The sequence below is a fragment of the Psychrobacillus sp. FJAT-21963 genome (genome assembly GCF_001420585.1).
GTDB lineage: Bacteria > Bacillota > Bacilli > Bacillales_A > Planococcaceae > Psychrobacillus.
In genome coordinates, this window is the sequence record NZ_LJIY01000006.1 from 227,906 (window position 1) to 248,966 (window position 21,061).

At 35.2% G+C, this 21,061-nt stretch carries 21 protein-coding genes; 20 read left to right on the top strand and 1 reads right to left on the bottom strand.

The window, feature by feature from the left end; all coding sequences use genetic code 11:
- Nucleotides 1–290: 290 nt before the first annotated feature.
- The 18 genes from AN959_RS14725 to AN959_RS14810 all read left to right on the top strand — a co-directional run bounded on the left by AN959_RS14725 (nt 291) and on the right by AN959_RS14810 (nt 17,309).
- Nucleotides 291–623, top strand: coding sequence for a hypothetical protein (locus AN959_RS14725; protein WP_056831738.1), 333 nt, complete (start codon nt 291–293; stop codon nt 621–623).
- A gap of 4 nt (nt 624–627) precedes the next feature.
- Nucleotides 628–1,161, top strand: coding sequence for a SpoIIIAH-like family protein (locus tag AN959_RS14730; protein WP_053588910.1), 534 nt, complete (start codon nt 628–630; stop codon nt 1,159–1,161).
- A 153-nt stretch (nt 1,162–1,314) separates the two neighbouring features.
- Nucleotides 1,315–1,812: an acetyl-CoA carboxylase biotin carboxyl carrier protein gene (gene accB, locus AN959_RS14735; RefSeq protein ID WP_056831739.1), complete on the top strand. Its 498-nt coding sequence runs from the start codon at nt 1,315–1,317 to the stop codon at nt 1,810–1,812.
- A gap of 82 nt (nt 1,813–1,894) precedes the next feature.
- On the top strand, nt 1,895–3,244 hold the full coding sequence (gene accC / locus AN959_RS14740; protein WP_056831741.1) for an acetyl-CoA carboxylase biotin carboxylase subunit: 1,350 nt from the start codon (nt 1,895–1,897) through the stop codon (nt 3,242–3,244).
- A gap of 14 nt (nt 3,245–3,258) precedes the next feature.
- Nucleotides 3,259–3,651, top strand: coding sequence for an Asp23/Gls24 family envelope stress response protein (locus tag AN959_RS14745; protein WP_053588913.1), 393 nt, complete (start codon nt 3,259–3,261; stop codon nt 3,649–3,651).
- Nucleotides 3,652–3,799: 148 nt separating this feature from the next.
- A complete protein-coding gene (gene nusB / locus AN959_RS14750) occupies nt 3,800–4,177 on the top strand; it encodes a transcription antitermination factor NusB (RefSeq protein ID WP_056831743.1) in 378 nt (125 codons plus the stop codon).
- Between the two features lie 26 nt (nt 4,178–4,203).
- Nucleotides 4,204–5,058 (top strand): bifunctional methylenetetrahydrofolate dehydrogenase/methenyltetrahydrofolate cyclohydrolase FolD, encoded by an 855-nt coding sequence (gene folD / locus AN959_RS14755; protein WP_156316737.1) that lies wholly within the window; start codon nt 4,204–4,206, stop codon nt 5,056–5,058.
- Nucleotides 5,059–5,220: 162 nt separating this feature from the next.
- Nucleotides 5,221–6,579 (top strand): exodeoxyribonuclease VII large subunit, encoded by a 1,359-nt coding sequence (gene xseA, locus AN959_RS14760; RefSeq protein ID WP_056831745.1) that lies wholly within the window; start codon nt 5,221–5,223, stop codon nt 6,577–6,579.
- 5 nt (nt 6,580–6,584) lie between these two features.
- Complete coding sequence (gene xseB, locus AN959_RS14765; protein ID WP_056831747.1) at nt 6,585–6,806, top strand: exodeoxyribonuclease VII small subunit; 222 nt, start codon at nt 6,585–6,587, stop codon at nt 6,804–6,806.
- On the top strand, nt 6,799–7,683 hold the full coding sequence (locus AN959_RS14770) for a polyprenyl synthetase family protein (RefSeq protein WP_056831750.1): 885 nt from the start codon (nt 6,799–6,801) through the stop codon (nt 7,681–7,683). The genes xseB and AN959_RS14770 overlap by 8 nt, the downstream gene beginning before the upstream one ends.
- Nucleotides 7,684–7,772: 89 nt before the next feature.
- On the top strand, nt 7,773–9,668 hold the full coding sequence (dxs, locus tag AN959_RS14775) for a 1-deoxy-D-xylulose-5-phosphate synthase (protein WP_056832104.1): 1,896 nt from the start codon (nt 7,773–7,775) through the stop codon (nt 9,666–9,668).
- Nucleotides 9,665–10,480, top strand: coding sequence for a TlyA family RNA methyltransferase (locus AN959_RS14780; RefSeq protein WP_056831752.1), 816 nt, complete (start codon nt 9,665–9,667; stop codon nt 10,478–10,480). The genes dxs and AN959_RS14780 overlap by 4 nt, the downstream gene beginning before the upstream one ends.
- 103 nt (nt 10,481–10,583) lie before the next feature.
- Entirely contained in the window at nt 10,584–11,033 is a 450-nt protein-coding gene (gene ahrC / locus AN959_RS14785; RefSeq protein ID WP_053588920.1) for a transcriptional regulator AhrC/ArgR, read from the top strand.
- Nucleotides 11,034–11,112: 79 nt separating this feature from the next.
- Entirely contained in the window at nt 11,113–12,816 is a 1,704-nt protein-coding gene (gene recN, locus AN959_RS14790; RefSeq protein ID WP_056831754.1) for a DNA repair protein RecN, read from the top strand.
- A 94-nt stretch (nt 12,817–12,910) separates the two neighbouring features.
- Nucleotides 12,911–13,873, top strand: coding sequence for a SpoIVB peptidase S55 domain-containing protein (locus AN959_RS14795; RefSeq protein WP_056831756.1), 963 nt, complete (start codon nt 12,911–12,913; stop codon nt 13,871–13,873).
- Nucleotides 13,874–14,097: 224 nt separating this feature from the next.
- Nucleotides 14,098–14,889: a sporulation transcription factor Spo0A gene (gene spo0A, locus AN959_RS14800; RefSeq protein ID WP_053588923.1), complete on the top strand. Its 792-nt coding sequence runs from the start codon at nt 14,098–14,100 to the stop codon at nt 14,887–14,889.
- Between the two features lie 136 nt (nt 14,890–15,025).
- Nucleotides 15,026–16,597, top strand: a complete 1,572-nt coding sequence (locus AN959_RS14805; RefSeq protein ID WP_056831758.1) for a DUF342 domain-containing protein — start codon at nt 15,026–15,028, stop codon at nt 16,595–16,597.
- A complete protein-coding gene (locus tag AN959_RS14810; protein ID WP_056831760.1) occupies nt 16,590–17,309 on the top strand; it encodes a glycerophosphodiester phosphodiesterase family protein in 720 nt (239 codons plus the stop codon). The genes AN959_RS14805 and AN959_RS14810 overlap by 8 nt, the downstream gene beginning before the upstream one ends.
- A 29-nt stretch (nt 17,310–17,338) precedes the next feature.
- Here AN959_RS14810 and AN959_RS14815 read toward each other — a convergent pair whose 3' ends face one another.
- Nucleotides 17,339–17,581 (bottom strand): DUF2627 domain-containing protein, encoded by a 243-nt coding sequence (locus AN959_RS14815; RefSeq protein WP_053588926.1) that lies wholly within the window; start codon nt 17,579–17,581, stop codon nt 17,339–17,341.
- Nucleotides 17,582–17,775: 194 nt separating this feature from the next.
- On the opposite strand from AN959_RS14815, the gene AN959_RS14820 reads away from it, so the two are divergent.
- Both AN959_RS14820 and AN959_RS14825 read left to right on the top strand, forming a co-directional pair.
- Nucleotides 17,776–19,797, top strand: a complete 2,022-nt coding sequence (locus AN959_RS14820) for a sigma-54-dependent Fis family transcriptional regulator (protein WP_053588927.1) — start codon at nt 17,776–17,778, stop codon at nt 19,795–19,797.
- A gap of 153 nt (nt 19,798–19,950) precedes the next feature.
- Nucleotides 19,951–21,045, top strand: coding sequence for a Glu/Leu/Phe/Val dehydrogenase (locus tag AN959_RS14825; protein ID WP_053588928.1), 1,095 nt, complete (start codon nt 19,951–19,953; stop codon nt 21,043–21,045).
- The last annotated feature ends 16 nt before the right edge of the window (nt 21,046–21,061 follow it).

Here is a 21,061-nt window from a genome sequence, read left to right on the forward strand (position 1 = left end):
TCAAACAATTTTATTTGGCATATTAATCATTGTCGTGATTGGGGAGCTTATTTCAATTCTATTAGAACATGTAGATAAAGAGAAATCGAGCTTTATAGTAAAAATTGCGATAATATTTTGGATTCTGTCTAATCTCTTCATATAAATAGTTTTTGATGCATAAAGTATTATATCCATAATGAAAAGAAGGGTGAAGCACTATCACACTTAAACAAAAACCCACTTTTCGTTTTGTTGTTATAGGAGGAGCAGTACTTTTCATAAGTCTACTTTTTTCAGGTCTTCTCAATATGGATAATGTTAGTAAAACAGAAACGAATGTAGAAGAACTTCAAACACCAGATGAGTTAGCTTCTGTTCTTGAAAGAATTAGAGGCGTTGGTCGTGTAGCTGTTTATTATCATTATTCAAATGGATCTGAGGAAGCTACGGAGAGTGATGTATCATTTTTCCAATGGACAAGTGACAGCAAAAGGGACAAGGAGGAGCTAATTGGAGTATTAGTTGTGGCGGAAGGAGCGAGCGATAAACGCATTCAAAACAAGCTTGTAATAACACTTTCATCTGTTTTACAAATATCCCCACATAGAATTGTGATTGAAGAAATGGAATTGGAGGAATAATAACATGAATGTAAAAAAGAGATCTATTTGGTTTTTAACTTTAATTAGTTTAGTAGCTGTTATTACTGTTTTTTATGTAACAGATCGACCATCGCCATTCGATGGAATAGCATTATTCTCAAATGATACAATAGAAGATGTAGACCTAGTTGAAACTTCTTCCACAAACGAACAATCATTTACTTCAAGTAGCAATGCCTTTGAAGAAATGAGAATGGAAGTTCAAGGGAAAAGAAGTCAACTTCGTGAGCAATTAACGACTAAAGTAGGTAGTAACGATTTCACTGCAGAAGAAAAAGATGAAGCATATAACCAAATTGAAGAATTAGTGAAAATAGATTCAACAGAGGCAATGCTGGAGCTAATTATCAAATCATTAGGTTACGATGATGCGCTAGTAAGAATTGAAAATGAATCTGTATTAATAGATGTTGTGTCAAATGAGCAGTCCTCTCAAAAAGCGGATGAGATCATTTATGCTGTAAAAAGAGAGTGGCCACAAGCTTATAAGGTAGAAGTTAAGTTTGACGGTCAATAACATATATTATAGGTTCTGTCAAAAAAAGTGCCATACTGGCGCTTTTTTTTATTATTTCCTAAGATTTATCCTCTAGCTATTTAAAATTATCATAAAAACGTCTAAAATGAGAAGAGTAAGTATAATTATGTATACAAAAGGGAGACAGGTAAAATGAAAATCCAAGAAATAAGAGAAATTATTAAATTAATTGATCAGTCCACACTAGATGAATTTTTATATGAATCAGAAGGAACTAAAATCAAATTAAAAAAGAATGATAAAGGTTCTGTAACTTCTACTGGATTCGCATTAGAAAGTTCTGTAGTTTCAGAACAACCTATAGTAGTGGAAGAAAAACAAGTACAGGTAAGTGAAACTCCTAAAGAAAAAGTGGAGGAAAAAGTGGAAGAAGTTGTAGAAGAAACTTCATTACATAAAATCACATCACCTATGGTAGGTACTTTCTATCAATCCTCATCTCCTGATGCTGCAGCATACGTTCAAGTTGGAACGAAGATTTCAACTGATTCTGTTGTGTGCATTGTAGAAGCAATGAAGTTATTCAATGAAATAGAAGCAGAAGTAAATGGAGAAGTGGTTGAGATCCTTGTAAAAGATGGACAATTAGTAGAATATGGTCAGCCTTTGTTCCTTGTAAAAGAAGTTTAAAAAGCAGACGCTATCTTCAACAAGGTAGATTCGGTTTTATGAAAAAATTTGCTTTTTAATTACGGAGGAAGGGGCAAGATTGATGAAAAAAGTATTAATAGCCAATCGAGGAGAAATTGCGGTTCGTATCATTCGAGCTTGCAAAGAAATGGATATAGAGACAGTTGCAGTATATTCAGAAGCAGATCGCGACGCGTTACATGTTCAGATAGCGGATGAAGCATATTGTATCGGTCCAAGATTATCGAAGGATTCTTATTTAAATTTTTCTAATATTATTAGTGTTGCTAAACTAACTGGATGTGATGGAATTCATCCTGGGTACGGTTTTTTAGCAGAAAATGCAAGCTTTGCAGAGTTATGTGAAGAATGTGCTATCACATTTATCGGACCATCCTCATCTGCCATCTCAAGTATGGGTACTAAGGACGTTGCAAGAGAAACAATGAGAAAAGCTGGAGTACCAGTAGTACCAGGTTCTGTTGGAATTGTCGCAGATGAAGAAGAGGGTTTGAAAATTGCTAATGAGATTGGTTTTCCAGTAATCATTAAAGCAACTGCTGGAGGCGGCGGTAAAGGAATTCGTGTTGCTAGGGATGAAGAAGAACTAGTAAAAGGAATTAAAATTACTCAAAAAGAAGCCGCTGCTGCATTTGGTAATCCAGGAGTTTACTTAGAGAAATTTATAGAAGAATTTAGACATGTTGAAATCCAAGTATTGGCAGATGGACAAGGAAATGCTGTACACTTAGGTGAGCGTGATTGTTCTATTCAACGTAGAATGCAAAAGCTCGTGGAAGAAGCACCATCTCCAGCATTATCCGAAGAAATTCGTTCTGCAATGGGAGAGGCAGCTGTAAAAGCTGCGCTTGCTGTAGACTATAAGAGTGCTGGAACAGTAGAATTTATATTTGATCATATCAATCAAAAATTTTACTTTATGGAAATGAATACGCGTATTCAAGTAGAGCATCCAGTTACTGAAATGGTTACTGGTATTGATTTGATTCAACAACAGTTAAAAATTGCTTCTGGAGAAAAATTAGCTTTTGAACAAAAAGATATTCAAATTAAGGGATGGGCAATTGAATGTCGTATCAATGCAGAAAATCCAGCTAAAAACTTCATGCCATCTCCAGGGAAAATTGACATGTATCTTGCTCCAGGTGGGTATGGTGTTCGTGTTGATTCTGCAATGTATCCAGGTTATAGTATTCCACCATTTTATGATTCGATGGTAGCTAAACTGATTACGTTTGGAGATACTCGTGAAGAAGCAATTGCAAAAATGAAACGCGCATTAGGTGAATTTGTCATAGATGGTGTGGAAACGACTATTTTATTCCACGAAAAATTGATGAATCACGAAGTGTTTGTTTCTGGAGATTTTGACACAAAATTTTTAGAGAAGTACGATGTAATCAATTCATAAAAGGAGTGAAAAAAATGTCAGAAACAAACGAACAAAAATTTGTTCAAATGACTCCTGAAGGAAAAGATGACTTAGGGACAATTGAAATTGCACCTGAAGTTATTACTGTAATCGCAGGCATTGCAACAAATGAAGTAGATGGTATCGCTGGAACACGCGGAAACCTTGCTTCGGGAGTTGTAGAGCGTCTGGGTAAAAAAGTGCATGGCAAAGGTATTAAGACAGAAATAACAGCTGATGGTTTGTTTATCGATGTATATTGCCTTGTAAAATACGGTGCTTCCGTTCCCACGGTTGCTAGAGAAGTGCAATCTCAAATCCGACAAGCAATTGAAAATATGACTAGTTTAGTGCCAAAAGAAGTGAATGTTCATATTACAGGTGTACAATTCGATTCAGCCGAATAAAAAGAAAGAGTCATCCATGGATGGCTCTTTTTATATTTAGTATGTATTCTCCATGCATTTTCTTTATATTTTCTGCTTTCTAGTACGCAATCTAAAGAGAAATATGCTATGATTGTTTAGATAGTTACATTTAAAGGAGAACTAAATAATGAAACGAAGAAAAGCAAGAGAGCTAGCATTACAAACGCTATTTCAGTTAGATAACCATGAAATTTCTATAGAGGAAGCAATTGGTCATGTTACAGATGAACAAGATACTTTTCTAACAATGTTAGTTAGAGGTGTGATTGAGCATAAAGAGCAGATTGATGCTTCATTAACAGAAAAGCTAGAAAATTGGTCGCTTTCTCGACTACCAAAAATTGAACGCACAGTTCTACGTATTGCTGTTTTTGAACTAATGTTTACAGAAGAAACCCCTGCAAAAGTAGCTATTAACGAGGCTTTAGAAATTTGTAAGGTTTTCGGAGATGAGAAATCTAGCCGATTTGTAAATGGTGTATTATCTAAATATACAGATCAATAATGGTCCGGAGTGAAGGAGAGTTAATGGTGTTAGACAATTTAATTGATGGTAAACAAATTGCTGGACAAGTTACAGAAAAAGTCCAAAAAAGAGTAGAAGCTTTAAAAGCAAAAGGTATTACACCTGGATTGGCTGTTGTGTTAGTTGGAAATAATCCCGCTTCTCAAACATATGTAAATAACAAAACTAAAACTTGTGAGAGATTAGGGATGTATTCAATCCTTATCCAATTGGACGAGGATGTTTCAGAAGCTGAATTATTGAAACAAGTGGAGCTATTAAACAACGATGAAAAAATCCATGGAATCCTAGTTCAACTACCTTTACCAAAACAAATTGATGAAGATCGAGTGATCGCAAAAATCTCACCACTTAAAGATGTTGATGGTTTTCACCCCGAAAGTGTTGGTAAAATGATGATCGGACAACAAACCTTCCTTCCATGTACCCCATTTGGTATTTTAAAATTATTAGAATACAGTAATATTGATGTTGCAGGAAAACATGCTGTAATTATTGGTAGAAGTAATATTGTGGGTAAGCCAATGGGACAACTTTTACTCCAAAAAGATGCAACTGTTACATATTGTCATTCCAGAACAAAAGACCTGCATGCATTTACAAAACAAGCGGATATTTTAGTAGTGGCAACTGGTCGTGCTAAAATGATCGATGCTAGCTATGTAAAAGAAGGTGCAGTTGTAATTGATGTAGGAATTAACCGAGATGAAAATAACAAATTATGTGGGGATGTAAATTTTGCTTCTGTAAAAGAAGTCGCATCTAAAATTACCCCAGTACCAGGTGGAGTAGGTCCAATGACGATTGCTATGCTAATGGAAAACACATGCTTAGCAGCCGAAAATACATCTAAAAATTAATAAGCTATAAGCTGTTTTTCTAGAAAAGCGAAAGTGACTTATGTCTTCTTCTTGAGAGGACATAGGCGCCGAAGCCTAGACAGGTAAAAAGTAAAGTATAACTACTTTGTAATCTGTTTAGAAAGGCAGCTTTTACCTTGTGATCATAATGGAGTTGTTCTTGTGACTGCACAAACACATACATACTTAACGGTAAAAGCTTTAACTAAATACATAAAACGTAAATTTGACGCAGATACTCACTTACGAGACGTATACGTAAAAGGTGAACTATCAAATGTGAAGGTTCACAGTAGTGGACATATTTACTTCACTTTAAAAGACGATACTGCACGTTTAACATCCGTTATGTTTGCCATGCACGCAAGATCGTTAAAGTTTAAACCTGAAAGCGGGATGAATGTACTCGTTCGTGGTGATATTAACGTTTTTGAAGCTGCTGGGCAATACCAATTATACGCTTCCACTATTCAACCGGATGGTATTGGGGAGCTTTTTTTAGCATTTGAACAATTAAAAAAGAAATTGGAGCAGGAAGGATTATTCCATCCTAGTCGTAAAAAACAGATTCCTATATTCCCTAAAATGATAGGTGTAGTTACTTCTAAAACCGGTGCAGCTATTCGTGATGTTTTGACAACGTTAGAACGTAGATATCCAATAAGTGAGGTAGTCGTTTTTCCAACTATTGTCCAAGGACCTCAAGCTGCCCCATCCATTGTAAAGTCAATTGAGCAAGCAAATAATATGCAAAACATTGATGTATTAATTGTTGGTCGAGGTGGAGGATCTATCGAAGATTTATGGGCATTTAATGAGGAAGCGGTAGCAAGGGCTATTTCCAATAGTGCTATTCCTATTATAAGTGCTGTTGGGCATGAGACGGATACAACAATCGCCGATTTTGTTGCCGATTTACGAGCACCAACACCAACTGCAGCTGCTGAAATGGCTGTTCCTAGTAAAGAAAATTTATTAAAAAATATTTTTTCCTTCCAATCTGCTTGCTTGAATTTTGTTTCTAAGAAGCTACAGGATGAAAAAAATAGATATAACCGAGCTATACAATCTCCTGTACTTGCAACTCCTGAGAAACTGTATCGTCCTTTTATAGAAAGATACGTACGTGTGGAGCAGCAATTACAAAGAGAAACTAATCGTTTGTATCGTGAAAAAGAACGAAACTTTATGCAAGTAGAAAAAAGAATGCTCCAACTTTCACCAAAAAAATTGATTGATTTGCAGTATAAGTCAGTCCAAGTCTTAACGAATCAACTAAATCAAGCAACTGTTTCTACCTACGAAAAACATCGACAGCATTTTCATGGGTCGATTCGTACGTTAGAAGCTTTGAACCCATTGAAAATAATAGATCGAGGTTATAGTATTACGTATAAAAATGGAAAAGTGGTTAAATCGGTGGAAGAAGTAGCTAAAGGAGATTCCATCTTTGTTACACTTCCGGATGGCCAAGTTGAAGCGATTGTAAAAGATGCTGAGAAGAGAGGGAAAGGGGACTAATTTTCATGGCTAAAAAAGAAATCCCGTTTGATGAGGCGATGTTGCAATTAGAAAATATCGTTCGTCAATTGGAGCAAGGCGACGTACCACTTGAAAATGCAATCGAACTCTATCAAAAAGGGATGGAGTTATCAAAGTTATGTAGTGAAAAATTACAAAGTGCTGAAAAACAGCTAGTCTCTTATATAGGGGATAATACGGATAAAGAAGGTAATAGTAATGAATAATTTATTGCATTCTTTTATCGATTCAAATTTACCAACTATTGAGCAAAAGATGTCTATATTAATAAATGACCTTAAAGCACCCCAGGAACTGAAAGATGCAATGGATTATTCTTTACAAGCAGGGGGTAAAAGAATAAGACCGTTATTCACATTAGCAGTTTTAAAAGAACTGCAAACAAATAATGAGGATGCCCTTGTTGTTGCCAGTGCGATTGAAATGATTCATACTTATTCACTGATACACGATGATCTACCGGCAATGGACAACGATGATCTTCGCCGTGGTAAACCGACGAATCATGTAGTCTTTGGAGAAGCACTTGCAATATTAGCAGGTGACGCACTTGTGACATTTTCTTTCGGGATAATTGCACGACTACCGAATCTTACTGCAGAACAAAAAGTAAAATTGATTGACAAGTTAAGTTTTTCAGCTGGTGCAGAAGGAATGGTCGGTGGGCAGGTGCTAGATATGCTAGGAGAAGGAAGATCTTTAACACTAGCGGAATTAGAAAAAGTTCATGTAAATAAAACTGGTGCACTCCTTACAATAAGTATTTTAGCAGGAGGGATCATAGCTAATGCAAGCGATGAAATAATGGAAGCATTAATGAAATATGCATACCATATAGGATTAGCATTTCAAATACAAGACGATATTCTGGATATAGAAGGAACTTCTGAACAATTAGGCAAAACTGCTGGAAAAGATATTTTGAGTGAGAAAAATACATACCCATCTATCTTAACACTAGAAGGGGCAAAAGAAGAGTTGCAAAACCAATATAATATGGCTATTCAAGCTCTTCAGGAAATTAATTTACATCAAGGTCTATTAGTGGAACTTGCAAATTATATAACGAAAAGGGCCAATTGATAGCGAATAATTTTGTTTTATAACAGTTTATTGGTATGATATTACCTAACGTATTACGAAGGAAATCTAAAAGAAGGTGTGTGATGGCAATGGATTTAACTTCAATTTCTAGCCCATCCTTTTTGAAAAGTTTAAATAACGAACAATTAAAGGAATTAAGTGAAGACATCCGATCGTTTTTAATAGAAAAGTTATCTGTAACAGGTGGACATATCGGCCCAAATCTTGGAGTAGTAGAGCTCACTATTGCACTTCATCGTGCATTTAACAGTCCGGTTGATAAACTATTGTGGGATGTAGGACATCAAGCGTATGTGCACAAAATTTTAACTGGCAGAGCAGATCAGTTTGATACACTACGCCAATTTAAAGGATTGTGTGGATTTCCAAAGCGTATAGAAAGCGAACATGACGTGTGGGAAGCAGGTCATAGTTCTACGTCTCTTTCTGCTGCAATGGGAATGGCAAAGTCTCGTGATCTACAAAAAAAATCTAATTTCGTTATTCCGATTATTGGGGACGGAGCACTTACTGGCGGCATGGCTCTTGAGGCGTTAAACCACATTGGGCATGAAAAAACAGATATGATTGTTATTTTAAATGATAATGAAATGTCTATAGCTCCAAACGTTGGGGCGCTTCATAATATACTTGGAAAATTACGCACCCATGGTACGTATAACAGAGCTAAAGATGATTTAGAATATTTATTAAAGAAAATACCTGCAGTAGGTGGAAAGCTAGCAGGAACAGCAGAACGTGTAAAAGATAGTTTAAAATATTTACTTGTATCTGGTGTCTTTTTTGAAGAACTAGGATTTACGTATCTAGGTCCAATAGACGGGCATAACTTTGAAGCATTAGAAGAAAATCTTAAAAATGCCAAAAAGATGAAAGGCCCTGTCCTTCTTCATGTGATAACGAAAAAAGGTAAAGGCTACAAACCTGCTGAAAATGATAAAATAGGAACTTGGCATGGAACTGGTCCATATAAAATGGAAACAGGTGACCTTATCAAATCCTCATCAAAAGCACCATCTTGGAGTGGTTTAATCGCTGAGACCGCACGTAAATTGGCAAGGGATGATAAGCGTATCGTTGCTATTACACCTGCGATGCCAGTTGGATCTAAACTCGAGGGATTTGCTTCGGAATTTCCTGATCGTATGATTGATGTAGGTATTGCAGAACAACATGCAACTACAATGGCTGCGGGTCTTGCAGTAGACGGTATGAAACCGTTCTTAGTCATTTATTCCACGTTTCTACAACGTGCTTACGATCAAGTACTGCACGATATTTGTCGCCAAAACTTAAATGTGGTCATTGGTATTGATCGGGCGGGATTAGTCGGTGCAGATGGAGAGACCCATCAAGGTGTATTTGATATTCCATTTTTACGTCATATGCCTAATATGGTATTAATGATGCCAAAAGACGAAAATGAAGGGCAGCATATGGTTAAAACTGCATTTGAATATGCAGATGGACCAATAGCGCTTCGATATCCTCGAGGAAATGGACTAGGAGTACCAATGGATGAGGATTTAAAGTCTATTCCTATAGGTACTTGGGAAGTATTGAAAGAAGGCACTCAAGCTTCGATTTTAACTTTTGGTACAACAATTCCAATGGCGCTTCAAGCTGCAGAACGACTTGAACAAGCAAATATTTCAGTAGAAGTGATCAATGCTCGTTTCATTAAGCCTTTAGATGAAGAGATGCTTCGTTCTTTACAACAACGTAATATACCAATTATTACTGTAGAAGAAAGCATGCTCGAAGGTGGTTTCGGAAGTGCAGTTCTTGAATTCTTCAATGACAACAATTTACAAGCAAATGTTAATCGTATTGGTATTCCTGATATGTTTATCGAACACGGTGACGTCAATCAATTATTAGAAGAAATTAATATCACGAGTGATGATATAGTTGAATTAGTAGAAAAATCAGTCGCGTCAAATAACAGGTATATATCATCATGACGAAGTCTTCAAAAGAACGAGTAGATATATTATTAGTTGAACAAGGCTTATTTGAAACTCGAGAAAAAGCAAAGCGCGCCATAATGGCCGGGCAAATTTATCTTAAAGAAGAACGTATAGATAAACCAGGCGAAAAAATAGATGCTAACTCTATTTTATCTGTGAAGGGTCAAGTATTGAAATATGTCAGTAGAGGCGGTCTGAAGCTTGAAAAGGCATTAGAACAATTTGAACTGACAATTGAAGACAAAATCATGTTAGATATTGGCTCTTCTACAGGTGGTTTTACTGATTGTGGATTACAAAATGGCGTTAAACATGCATATGCACTTGATGTTGGTAGTAACCAACTTGCATGGAAAATTCGTCAAGATTCACGAGTTACTGTGATGGAAAAGACAAATTTCCGGTACTCAACTCCAGCTGATTTTCATGAAGGATTACCTTCCTTTGCATCAATTGATGTTTCTTTTATCTCTCTTAAACTAATCTTTCCTACTTTAAAAACTATTCTTGTTCCAAATGGTGATGTTATTGCGCTAGTCAAGCCTCAGTTTGAAGCTGGAAAAGATCGAGTTGGTAAAAAAGGGGTTGTTCGTGACAAATCAGTTCATATTGATGTGTTGAACGATATTGCAGATTTTGCAGAAAGTCAACATTACCAACTGAAAGACGCTTCCTATTCTCCTATAACCGGTGGAGAAGGAAATATTGAATTCCTGTTTCATTTAGTAAATATTAATGAAGGTGAAGTAATTCCACATCAAATAGATTTTAAACAGCTAGTGAACGAAGCGCATTCTTTATTATAGGTGAGCGCGACTCATAATTAGAGTCGCGTTTTTTCTTGTGCCTTTTGGAATGAAATGCTAATGTATTAATTAACCGGTATAATTATACGAAGAGGTGAAAGAAATGAATAAAGGACAAAGACATATTAGAATACGCGATATTATTGCTAATAATGAAATAGAAACGCAAGATGATTTAGTAGATTCTTTAAAAAATGCTGGATACAATGTCACACAAGCAACTGTCTCAAGAGATATAAAAGAATTGCATTTAGTGAAAGTACCTCTTCCTAATGGAAGTTATAAATACAGTTTACCAGCTGATCAAAGATTCAATCCAACTCAAAAATTACGCCGTGCATTAACGGATGCATTTGTCAGTATTGATGGAGCAAGTCATTTTTTAGTCATGAAAACGTTACCAGGTAATGCACATGCTATCGGATCTTTGATCGATTATTTAGATTGGTCTGAAATATTAGGAACGATTTGTGGGGATGACACGTGTTTAATCTTATGTAGACAAGAATCGGAGACAGAAGAAGTAAAAAACCGATTACTTGAAATGCTATAATATAATGTCTTTAGCGTAGCTCGTATTTTTTAATATGAGGGAGTATCCTAAAGTTAATTTTATAATGAGGTGAAAGCTAGTGTTAAAAGAATTATCGATTAAAAATTTTGCAATTATAGACGAATTAACAGTTAGCTTTGAAGAAGGACTTACAGTGTTAACTGGAGAGACAGGTGCAGGAAAATCGATAATAATTGATGCTGTACATTTATTGTGTGGTGGAAGAGGTTCGCAAGAATTTATAAGACATGGAACAAAGAAAGCAGAATTAGAAGGGTTATTCATAATCACGAATCCAAAACATGTAGTTTTTAACAAAATGGCGGATGTAGGTATAGATTTAGATGAAGAAACCATCATTTTAAGAAGAGATATTAATGACTCTGGAAAAAGTGTTTGTCGAATAAACGGTAAGCTAGTAACCATTGGTATATTACGTGAGATTGGAGCCTCTCTCATTGATATACATGGTCAGCACGAGAGCCAAGAATTAATGGATGAAAAAGCACATATTTATTTATTAGATCAGTTTGCAGGGGAAAAAATAAGACTTGTAAAAGAGTCATATAAAGAACTTTTTACAAAATATAAAAAGTTGAAAAAAGATTTAGCGACTTTAACTGAGAATGAACAGCAAATCGCGCATAAAATAGACCTGTTTACATTTCAAGTAGATGAAATAAATGATGCCAATTTAATTGTTGGGGAAGAGGAACAACTTCAAGAAGAAAAAAAGAAGCTCCAAAATTTTCATAAGGTATTTGACAAAATGAGTAGCGCTTATGAAGCGATACTATCCGAATCTAAAGGGTTAGATTATATCGGAACTGCTATGGCAGACTTACAGGATATTTCCGAAATTGATAAAAAGATGCTCGAGTTAAGTGAAAATGTATCATCCGCATTTTACATTTTACAAGATGCTGCATACCAACTAAAAAGTGAATTAGACGAAATGGAGTACGACAGCAATCAACTTCAAATTGTAGAAGACCGACTAGCATTTATTCAATCCTTAAAAAGGAAGTATGGCCAATCGATTGAAGATATTTTAGAATATAAAAATAAAATATCAAATAGTCTCGAGCAGTTAGTCAACAGAGATGAGCAAATTCAAAAAACTGCAGAAAAGATAAAACAAATAGAAAAAGATTTAGAATTAGAAGCTAAAGATTTAACGGATAAACGAAAAATAGCTGCAAAGCAACTAAGTAAAGCTATTATGGAACAATTAAAAGAACTCTATATGGAAAAAGCGACTTTTTCTGTTATGTTTCATGAGCATGCCAATACAACGTATAACGAAAATGGTATAGACGATTTATCATTTTATATATCAACAAATGTAGGTGAACCACTTAAAGCGTTAACTAAAATCGCATCTGGTGGAGAATTATCGAGGATGATGCTAGCATTAAAAAGCATTTTCTCCAAGCACCAAGGAATAACGTCCATTATATTTGATGAGGTAGATACTGGTGTAAGTGGACGAGTAGCCCAAGCGATTGCAGAAAAGATTGCAGGAATTGCAACAGATTCACAAGTATTATGCATTTCGCACTTACCACAAGTTGCAGCAATGGCCGATCAGCATTTAATGATAAAAAAGATTGTTTCAAGAAACAGAACATACACGAATCTGGAAGAAGTAGTTGATGATCAGCGAGCGGAGGAATTAAGTCGCATGATGTCAGGAGCTGAAATTACAAGCACTACATTGCAGCATTCAAAAGAACTGCTGAAATTGGCAAATGAAAGAAAAAAAATGTTAAGACATGCGTGAAGACCTTTCTAAAAGAGGTCTTCTTTTTTTATCAATTATTTACCTCACATAGACTTTATTCAACAGGATATAGTATTTGTATAGGAGGTGAAATATGAAGCCAAGCTATCGTATATGGTCGCTAATTACAATACTTTTCTTTACTTTATTCTTTGCAGTCAACTCCACTTTTGCACAAAATACTACTTCCTCAGTTGTCCCATTAGGACAATCCATTCAAATTGACCTACAGTACGGAGCTGTGGTACTTGGCAATGATGTCTTACTAACCGATGATTATTGGTTGCGAACAGGTGACGCAATTAAACAGGTCAATTCCGAAAATGTTCGAACGATGGAAGACGTTAAAACCCATATAAAAGATAAAGAACAAATCACTATTCATTATGAGCGAAATAAAAAAATGTATACAAGAGAAATCACTTCTGACCAAATACTGAAACTTCTTCCATTTTTGAAAGATGCTACAGAAGGAATCGGTACATTAACGTATTTTGATTTGGAAACGAATGAATTTGGTGCCTTAGGACATCAAATTGTGGATCATCCATCCGGTTTAACACCTAGTTTTTCGGAAGGATCGATATACTTGTCTTCCATACTTCAAATAAAGAAAAGTATTCCAGGTAAGCCAGGATACAAAATTACCTCACATCAAAATAACACTTCTCCCATCGGAGGAGTAAATGAAAACAATGTGTACGGTATTTTTGGAAAACTTGAAAAAAATGCGATTGAAAATATTCCGATGCAAGAAGTAGAAGTAGCTGACAAGGAAGCAATAACGACAGGTAAAGCAATTATGCGAACTTCAATCGATGGCGAAAAAGTACAGGACTTTTCAATAGAAATTACAACTGTTGAGGACTATCTTTTTCAGTTTACAGTAATTGATAAAACGCTCATAGAAAAAACAGGAGGAATTCTCCAAGGCATGAGTGGAAGTCCTATTATACAGCAAGATAAGCTAATCGGTGTTGTCACGCATATGTATGTAGATAAACCAAAAAACGGTGCAGCTTTGTCCATAAAAGAAATGATGAAAAAAAATCCATGATAAAAATGTAAAAGGCTACACCGTAATTAGGTGTAGCCTTTTTTGATGACAACATATACAATGAAATAAAGAAAATTCGACAAAAGGGTAGAAACCATTACCATATTGTCGTAATTCAAAGAAATTGTATTAGTAAAGACTTATTTTTAACAAAAATAAAGGAAGAAGTCAAAAAAGAGCGAATACTATCTAAGTGAAAAATTACAAAAGGTGGATGAGGCAAAATGGAAAAAATAAAAATTGTAATAGTGGATGACAATAAAGATTTAATTCGGACAATGGATTCATATTTTGACAAACATTCGGAAATAGAAGTAGTTGGTACAGCTGTCAATGGGAAACTTTGTTTAGAATTACTCGAAACAGTTGAACCTGACGTACTGCTATTAGATATAATAATGCCTCATTTAGATGGTATTGCTGTATTGGATAGTTTGCAAAAAAATGACAAAATCAATAATCTTCAAGTCATTATGTTAACTGCTTTTGGTCAAGAGGATGTGATGAAACAGGCAGCTGAACTTGGAGCATCTTATTTTATGCTGAAGCCTTTTGAATTTGACCGTTTAGTTACACAGATCAAACAAGTGGCTGGTAGAAAAGAAAGCATACAAGAAGTACCAGCAAAAGCAAATCCGGAAAGAGAAGCAATGCAAAATAAACGAGTTATTGACAACATCATCACAAATGTTATAAAAGAAATTGGTGTTCCTGCACATATAAAAGGTTACTCTTATTTAAGAGAGGCAATTCAAATGGTTTACACGGATATTGAGTTACTTGGTTCTATTACAAAAGTTCTTTATCCAGAAATCGCGAAAAAGTTCCAAACAACGCCATCTCGTGTAGAAAGAGCGATTCGTCATGCCATCGAAGTAGCATGGAACCGCGGAAATTACGAAACTATTTCTAAAATGTTTGGTTATACGGTACATCATCTGAAAAGCAAGCCAACTAATAGCGAATTCATCGCAATGATAGCAGATAAGATTCGTATGGAGAATATGGCTAGCTGAAATTCATAAATTAACTGAAAAGTTATACATTACAAAGTATCTTCCTTTGCTATAATAAATGAAGATACTTTTTATATTGTTGCCCTTATATTTTGAAAAGTGAGTATAATAGAAAGAGGAAGGATGTGAAGCATTTATGATAATAGAAGAAACGGATGAAATTATTCTTTCAGAAGAAAATGGAAGGGTTTTCATCGAGATAAAAAATAATAGTTTTAATTTGAAAAAGTTTGATCAAATGACTCGTAAATATGCTCGATTAAGAATTTCAAATTTTATGGCCTTAAAAAAAGCAGTTGATAAAAAGTCACTCGAACAGATAGAAATTGGTAGTTGGATTGATAGTGTTGAACTGGAAATAAGTCCTGATAAAATGCAAGCATTGGTAACAATTTATGAATCCCAAAGTTATATTCAAGAGCATACACAAGAAATTCAAACGATAATTCGTAAACTTCTAGCTGATCATCAAATTATTTATGGACAAGTACCAATTGATTTTCAAAAAGTTATGACAGGAAAACCTTACATAGTTGCAACAGGCTTGCACCCAAAAAAAGGTGCAGATGCGCAAATAACATACTTACAACAGGCAGAAAAGAAACCTGAAATAAAGGAAGACGGAAAAGCAGATTACTTTGATATGAACTTTTTAGTCGAAATAAAAGAAGGATCATGGCTAGGAGAAAAAATTCCACCACGTAAAGGTATAGATGGTATAAATATATTTGGACAAGAAATAGCTGCGAGTATGGGTGAAGATCTACCATTAAAATATGATCCGCAAACTGCATATGAAGTCGAAGAAGTTGGGAAGACCGTTTTGCGTTCCAAAACAAATGGAGTAATTGGAGAAGTAAATGGAGCACTCACCGTTCAGAAGCATCTAGTTATTGATGGAGATGTCGGTTTAGAAACCGGAAACTTAAAATTTGATGGTTCGATTCAGGTGAAAGGAACTGTGATGCCGGGTTATTCGATTGTCGCTTCCGGAGACATTTCTATTGAAGCAAAAGATGGGGTAAATGCCGCAGAGCTTATTAAGTCTACTGAAGGTGATGTCTTTATCAAAGGTGGTATTTTTGGAAAAGATGTCACGAAAGTAGAGGCATTTAGAAATATATTCATCAAACATGCAAATGAATGTTCTTTAGAAGCAAAAGAAAACGTTCATATTGGACTTTATAGTTTAGGTTCCACTGTTTTCGGGAATGAAATTATTTTAGACGAGAGAAAAGGCAAAATTATTGGTGGAAAAGCAATTGCTATTAATTCCATCACTACTGCATACTCAGGAAACAATTTGGAGAGAAAAACGGAACTTATTGTGCAAGGGATAGATCGAAAAATATTAACAGAAAATGCAAAGATAAAAGCAGAAGAGTTAATGAAGCTACAAAATGAGTCCACAAAATTAAATGCTACCGTTAGTCAGCTACACCAATTTAAAGATACAATGTCTAAAGAGCAAATTGCTGTCTATGAACAGACAAAACAAAAGTACAATGTGTTGCAAGCAAATATGAAGGATTTGGATATAGAGATTCAGCGTATATTGAAGATGCTTCGTCAAACAACTGACTATTTTATTAATATTACAAAAGAAGCAAGTCCAGGTACTATTATTCAAATTAGCAATAAGTCATCGTTATTAACAAAATCAACAAAAGGTAAATTTAAGCTTGAAAATGGGGAATTAAATGTATAACATACCGGTTTATGCGCATAGAGGTGTTTCCAATAAATCAGTAGAAAATTCTTTGAATGCTTTTAAAAAAGCTGTAGATGTTCGTGTAGATGGCATTGAGTTAGATTTGCAATTATCTGCTGACGGCGTTGCATTTGTTACGCATGATATCGATTTTTTCCGTTTAGCTGGCAATAAACGAAGAATTACGGACATGCTTGCAGAAGAGGTTTTACAACTGAAACTAGGAAGTAGTTTTTTTCGAAAGTTTTTCGGAAGTAGAGTCTTAACGTTTGATCAATTCCTACAATTTATCATTCCGACAGGCATGAAGCTTAATATTGAATTGAAAGAATCCTTTCTAGGAAAAAGTGAAAAGATTCGTGAAGTTGTCGAAAAGAGCATGGCAGTAAATGATGTTCATTTTTCATCTTTTGAATTTAGTATTTTAGAAACGATACACGCTATGAATTTAGATGTGCAAACTGCTTTTATTGGGAAAAAAAATTCTGATTGGGATTATGTCCTTTCTATAAAAAAGTTCAACGCAATTCATTTGAACAAAAAGTTCTATGGAACTAAGTTGATGAACACCATTTGGAATGAAGGTTATCCTATGCGGTTTTACAATATAAAAGGAAATGAAAAATACCTACAAGATCCACATGAATGTGTTATTGGTTGGATTACTGACTATCCAGAAAAAGTATTAAACATACAAAAAAGACGATGATCTGTTTAATCATCGTCTTTTTTGTATTGCTAGTCCTTCTTCTTCTCAAAGCGAGGAGCTACTTTTCCATTTTTTCGATCTCTGTTCAACAAAAAGCCTGCGAAGAAACCAAGACCTAAAACAGTAAAAACTATTCCGCAAATAAATTGAAACCATAAAGCACCAAAAGGGAGAATATGTATTCCGAAAAAGGTATCTCTCATTAATTTAATCCCAAATGCAGCTAAAATTCCAGGAATCAATAATACGATCAAAGCAGCTAAACGAGCCAACATTATCACTCCTGTATCTTATAAGCTTCATGCGCCGTCCAAAATTTAAAGTCGCCTTAAGACAGACGCCTTCCGCATTTCTACTTATAATTTAATATTACATGTGAGAAAATTATTGTCAACTCATGGAACTTACGTTATGATTATGAAGAAGTGCAATTACTTGCAGAGTTTAAATGGGGGTGTGCATATTTTTGCAAAACATATTAATCGTTGGAGCAGGTAAAGGCGGATATGCACTTTTGAAGTTATTTGAAGAGGCAGACTACCTTCAAGTGAAAGCAGTAGTTGATATTGACGAAAATGCTCTTGGCATGCAATATGCAAAAAAACAGCAAATTCCTACATATACCGATTGGAAGGATCTTATAAAAGGTGATATCCAAATAATTATTGACGTCACTGGAAAAAAAGAAGTTTTTTTAGAACTTCTAGCAGATAGACCGGCAACGGCAGTTTTAATTCCAGGTGAAATTGCAAATTTAATTGTCACATTATTAGAAGAGAAAAATAAATTTATTCAAATTTTAGATAACAAAAATACAATACAAGAACTAATTTTTAATTCAGTTGAAGAAGGTATGATTGGTATTGATGAAAATGGCATCGTGAACTTTTTTAATAAAAGCGCCTCAAAAATGACTAATGTCTCTATAGAGGATGCCATAGGAGAGCATATTTATAATGTTATTTCTCAAAGTGAATTACCAAGAGTATTCGATACAGGACAGACTGAGTTAAATAAAGAACTAATTCTTGAAAGCGGTACCAAAATAGTCACCTCAAGATATCCGATGATTAATGAGGAAGGTCAAAAGATTGGTGCATTTGCTGTTTTTAAAGATATAACAGAAGTTGTCCAACTTGCAGAAGAAATCACCAATTTAACAGAAATACAAACGATGCTGGAAGCAATTATCCAGTCTAGCGATGATGCTATTTCCGTAGTAGATGAGGATGGAAAAGGGATACTTATTAATCCTGCATATTCGCGGATTACTGGATTGAAGGAAGAAGAAGTAATAGGGAAACCTGCGACAGCGGATATTTCTGAAGGAGAGAGTATACATTTAAAAGTTCTCCAAACACGCAAGCCTATTCGAGGAGTTAATATAAGAGTAGGTAAGGAGAAAAAAGATGTTATTGTGAACGTTGCTCCAATTGTTGTCAATGACCGACTTAAAGGTAGTGTAGGTGTTATACACGATATGACCGAAATGAGATCTCTCATGAAAGAGCTCGATCAAGCACGTACTCTCATTCGAAACTTGGAGTTTAGCTTTTCATTTGAAGATATTGTCGGTAAATCTGAAATCATTCAATTTGCAGTCAATCAAGCAAAGCTTGCTGCAAGCGTTCCGGTAACCGTGCTTTTAAGGGGAGAAGTCGGTTCGGGTAAAGAATTGTTCGCACATGCAATTCATAGTGCCAGTAATAGAAAATTTAAGCAATTCATCCGAGTAAATTGTAGCTCTCAGGAAGAACACTTATTAGAGCGTGAATTATTTGGTTATGATGATGGTGAAGTTAGCTATCCTGGCCTTTTTGACGAAGCAAATATGGGTACCATTTTCTTAGACGAAGTCGGTGAGTTAACTATTAGAACACAAGCGAAGTTACTCCGTGTACTTAGAGAAAATGCAATTGTAAGAGTAGGTGGTACCACACCTATTCCAGTCGATGTCCGAATAATAGCAGCGAGTTATTTTAATCTGGAAAAGTTAATGCGTGAAAGTACATTTCGAGAGGACTTTTATTTTCAGTTAAGCCGCATGCCGATCCATGTGCCATCTTTAAGAGAGAGAAAACAAGACCTACCAGATATTGCGGATCATTTACTTGTGAAATTAAATAAGGAATTCGGTCGAAATATCGAAGGATTTACAAAATCCGCAATGGAAAGTTTGTTGTTATATGATTGGCCAGGAAATATACGTGAGCTTGAAAATGTTATTAGTCGAGCAATGATTTTTCTGGAAGCGCAAGATCGAATAATAGAAGAACATCATTTACCTAAATCGATATTGTCTATTTCAGATGACGCACAAGATGAAGTACAGATAGGTACACTTGCAGAGCAAATGGATGTTATGGAGAAAAAAGTACTACTGAATGCTCTCCGAGTTTGTGGAGGAAATAAATCACAAACTGCAAAAAAGCTGAATATTTCATTGCGTACTTTATATTACAAATTAGAAAAATATAATTTAGATTAATGAGGTATTTTACATGGGGATGTAAAATCACAGGAATGTCCATTGATATTTTTTCAAAGGGGTTTCAAACATAAAATTACATGGGGATGTATTTTACGAAAATAATATTTTCGAAAAAATAAATAATAACTTAACTACTAGGAGGAACTACAGATGGAAATTTTCAAATATATGGAGACTTACGATTATGAGCAATTGGTATTTTGCCAAGACAAAACATCCGGATTAAAAGCGATTATCGCTATTCATGATACTACATTAGGACCTGCACTTGGAGGTACTCGCATGTGGAACTACGCAACAGAAGAAGAAGCGATTGAAGATGCACTACGTTTGGCAAAGGGAATGACTTATAAAAATGCAGCTGCGGGCTTAAACTTAGGTGGCGGAAAAACTGTTATTATTGGAGATCCATTGAAAGATAAAAATGAAGAAATGTTCCGTGCATTTGGTCGATTCATTCAAGGTTTAAACGGACGATATATTACTGCGGAAGATGTTGGTACAACAGTAGCAGATATGGATTTAATTCATGAAGAAACAAACTATGTGACTGGAATTTCTGAAGCGTTTGGTTCGTCAGGTAATCCTTCTCCAGTTACAGCTTATGGTGTGTATGTTGGAATGAAAGCTGCAGCAAAAGAAGCATTTGGTTCAGATTCATTGGCAGGAAAAACAGTTGCGGTACAAGGTGTAGGAAACGTAGCATACACTTTATGTGAGTATTTACACAATGAAGGTGCTAAACTAATTATAGCGGACATCAACCAAGCTTCGGTTGATCGTGCTGTAAATGCATTTGGAGCAGTTCAAGTTGGCGTGGATGAGATATATTCACAAGAAGCAGATATTTTTGCACCATGTGCACTTGGAGCAATTATTAACGATTCTACAATTCCACAGCTAAAAGCTAAAGTTATTGCAGGTTCTGCAAATAACCAATTAAAAGATACAAAGCACGGTGATTTGATCCACGAAATGGGAATTGCATATGCACCTGATTATGTTATCAACTCTGGTGGAGTGATTAATGTTGCAGATGAATTATATGGTTATAATCATGACCGTGCAATGAACCGAGTTGCAGGTATTTATGATAAAATCGAACGAATTTTTGAAATTTCTAAACGTGATGGTATTCCAACTTACGTTGCGGCTGACCGTTTAGCAGAAGAGCGTATTGCACGCGTAAGCAAATCACGTAGCCAATTCTTACAAAACGGAAAACATATCATCACAGGAAGATAAGTCGAACAACTAAATT

Coding starts and splice junctions, on each gene's coding strand:
- AN959_RS14725 (WP_056831738.1), top strand. CDS start 291: ATGGATAATGTTAGTAAAACAGAAACGAATGTAGAAGAACTTCAAACA.
- AN959_RS14730 (WP_053588910.1), top strand. CDS start 628: ATGAATGTAAAAAAGAGATCTATTTGGTTTTTAACTTTAATTAGTTTA.
- accB (WP_056831739.1), top strand. CDS start 1,315: ATGAAAATCCAAGAAATAAGAGAAATTATTAAATTAATTGATCAGTCC.
- accC (WP_056831741.1), top strand. CDS start 1,895: ATGAAAAAAGTATTAATAGCCAATCGAGGAGAAATTGCGGTTCGTATC.
- AN959_RS14745 (WP_053588913.1), top strand. CDS start 3,259: ATGTCAGAAACAAACGAACAAAAATTTGTTCAAATGACTCCTGAAGGA.
- nusB (WP_056831743.1), top strand. CDS start 3,800: ATGAAACGAAGAAAAGCAAGAGAGCTAGCATTACAAACGCTATTTCAG.
- xseB (WP_056831747.1), top strand. CDS start 6,585: ATGGCTAAAAAAGAAATCCCGTTTGATGAGGCGATGTTGCAATTAGAA.
- AN959_RS14770 (WP_056831750.1), top strand. CDS start 6,799: ATGAATAATTTATTGCATTCTTTTATCGATTCAAATTTACCAACTATT.
- dxs (WP_056832104.1), top strand. CDS start 7,773: ATGGATTTAACTTCAATTTCTAGCCCATCCTTTTTGAAAAGTTTAAAT.
- AN959_RS14780 (WP_056831752.1), top strand. CDS start 9,665: ATGACGAAGTCTTCAAAAGAACGAGTAGATATATTATTAGTTGAACAA.
- ahrC (WP_053588920.1), top strand. CDS start 10,584: ATGAATAAAGGACAAAGACATATTAGAATACGCGATATTATTGCTAAT.
- AN959_RS14795 (WP_056831756.1), top strand. CDS start 12,911: ATGAAGCCAAGCTATCGTATATGGTCGCTAATTACAATACTTTTCTTT.
- spo0A (WP_053588923.1), top strand. CDS start 14,098: ATGGAAAAAATAAAAATTGTAATAGTGGATGACAATAAAGATTTAATT.
- AN959_RS14805 (WP_056831758.1), top strand. CDS start 15,026: ATGATAATAGAAGAAACGGATGAAATTATTCTTTCAGAAGAAAATGGA.
- AN959_RS14810 (WP_056831760.1), top strand. CDS start 16,590: ATGTATAACATACCGGTTTATGCGCATAGAGGTGTTTCCAATAAATCA.
- AN959_RS14825 (WP_053588928.1), top strand. CDS start 19,951: ATGGAAATTTTCAAATATATGGAGACTTACGATTATGAGCAATTGGTA.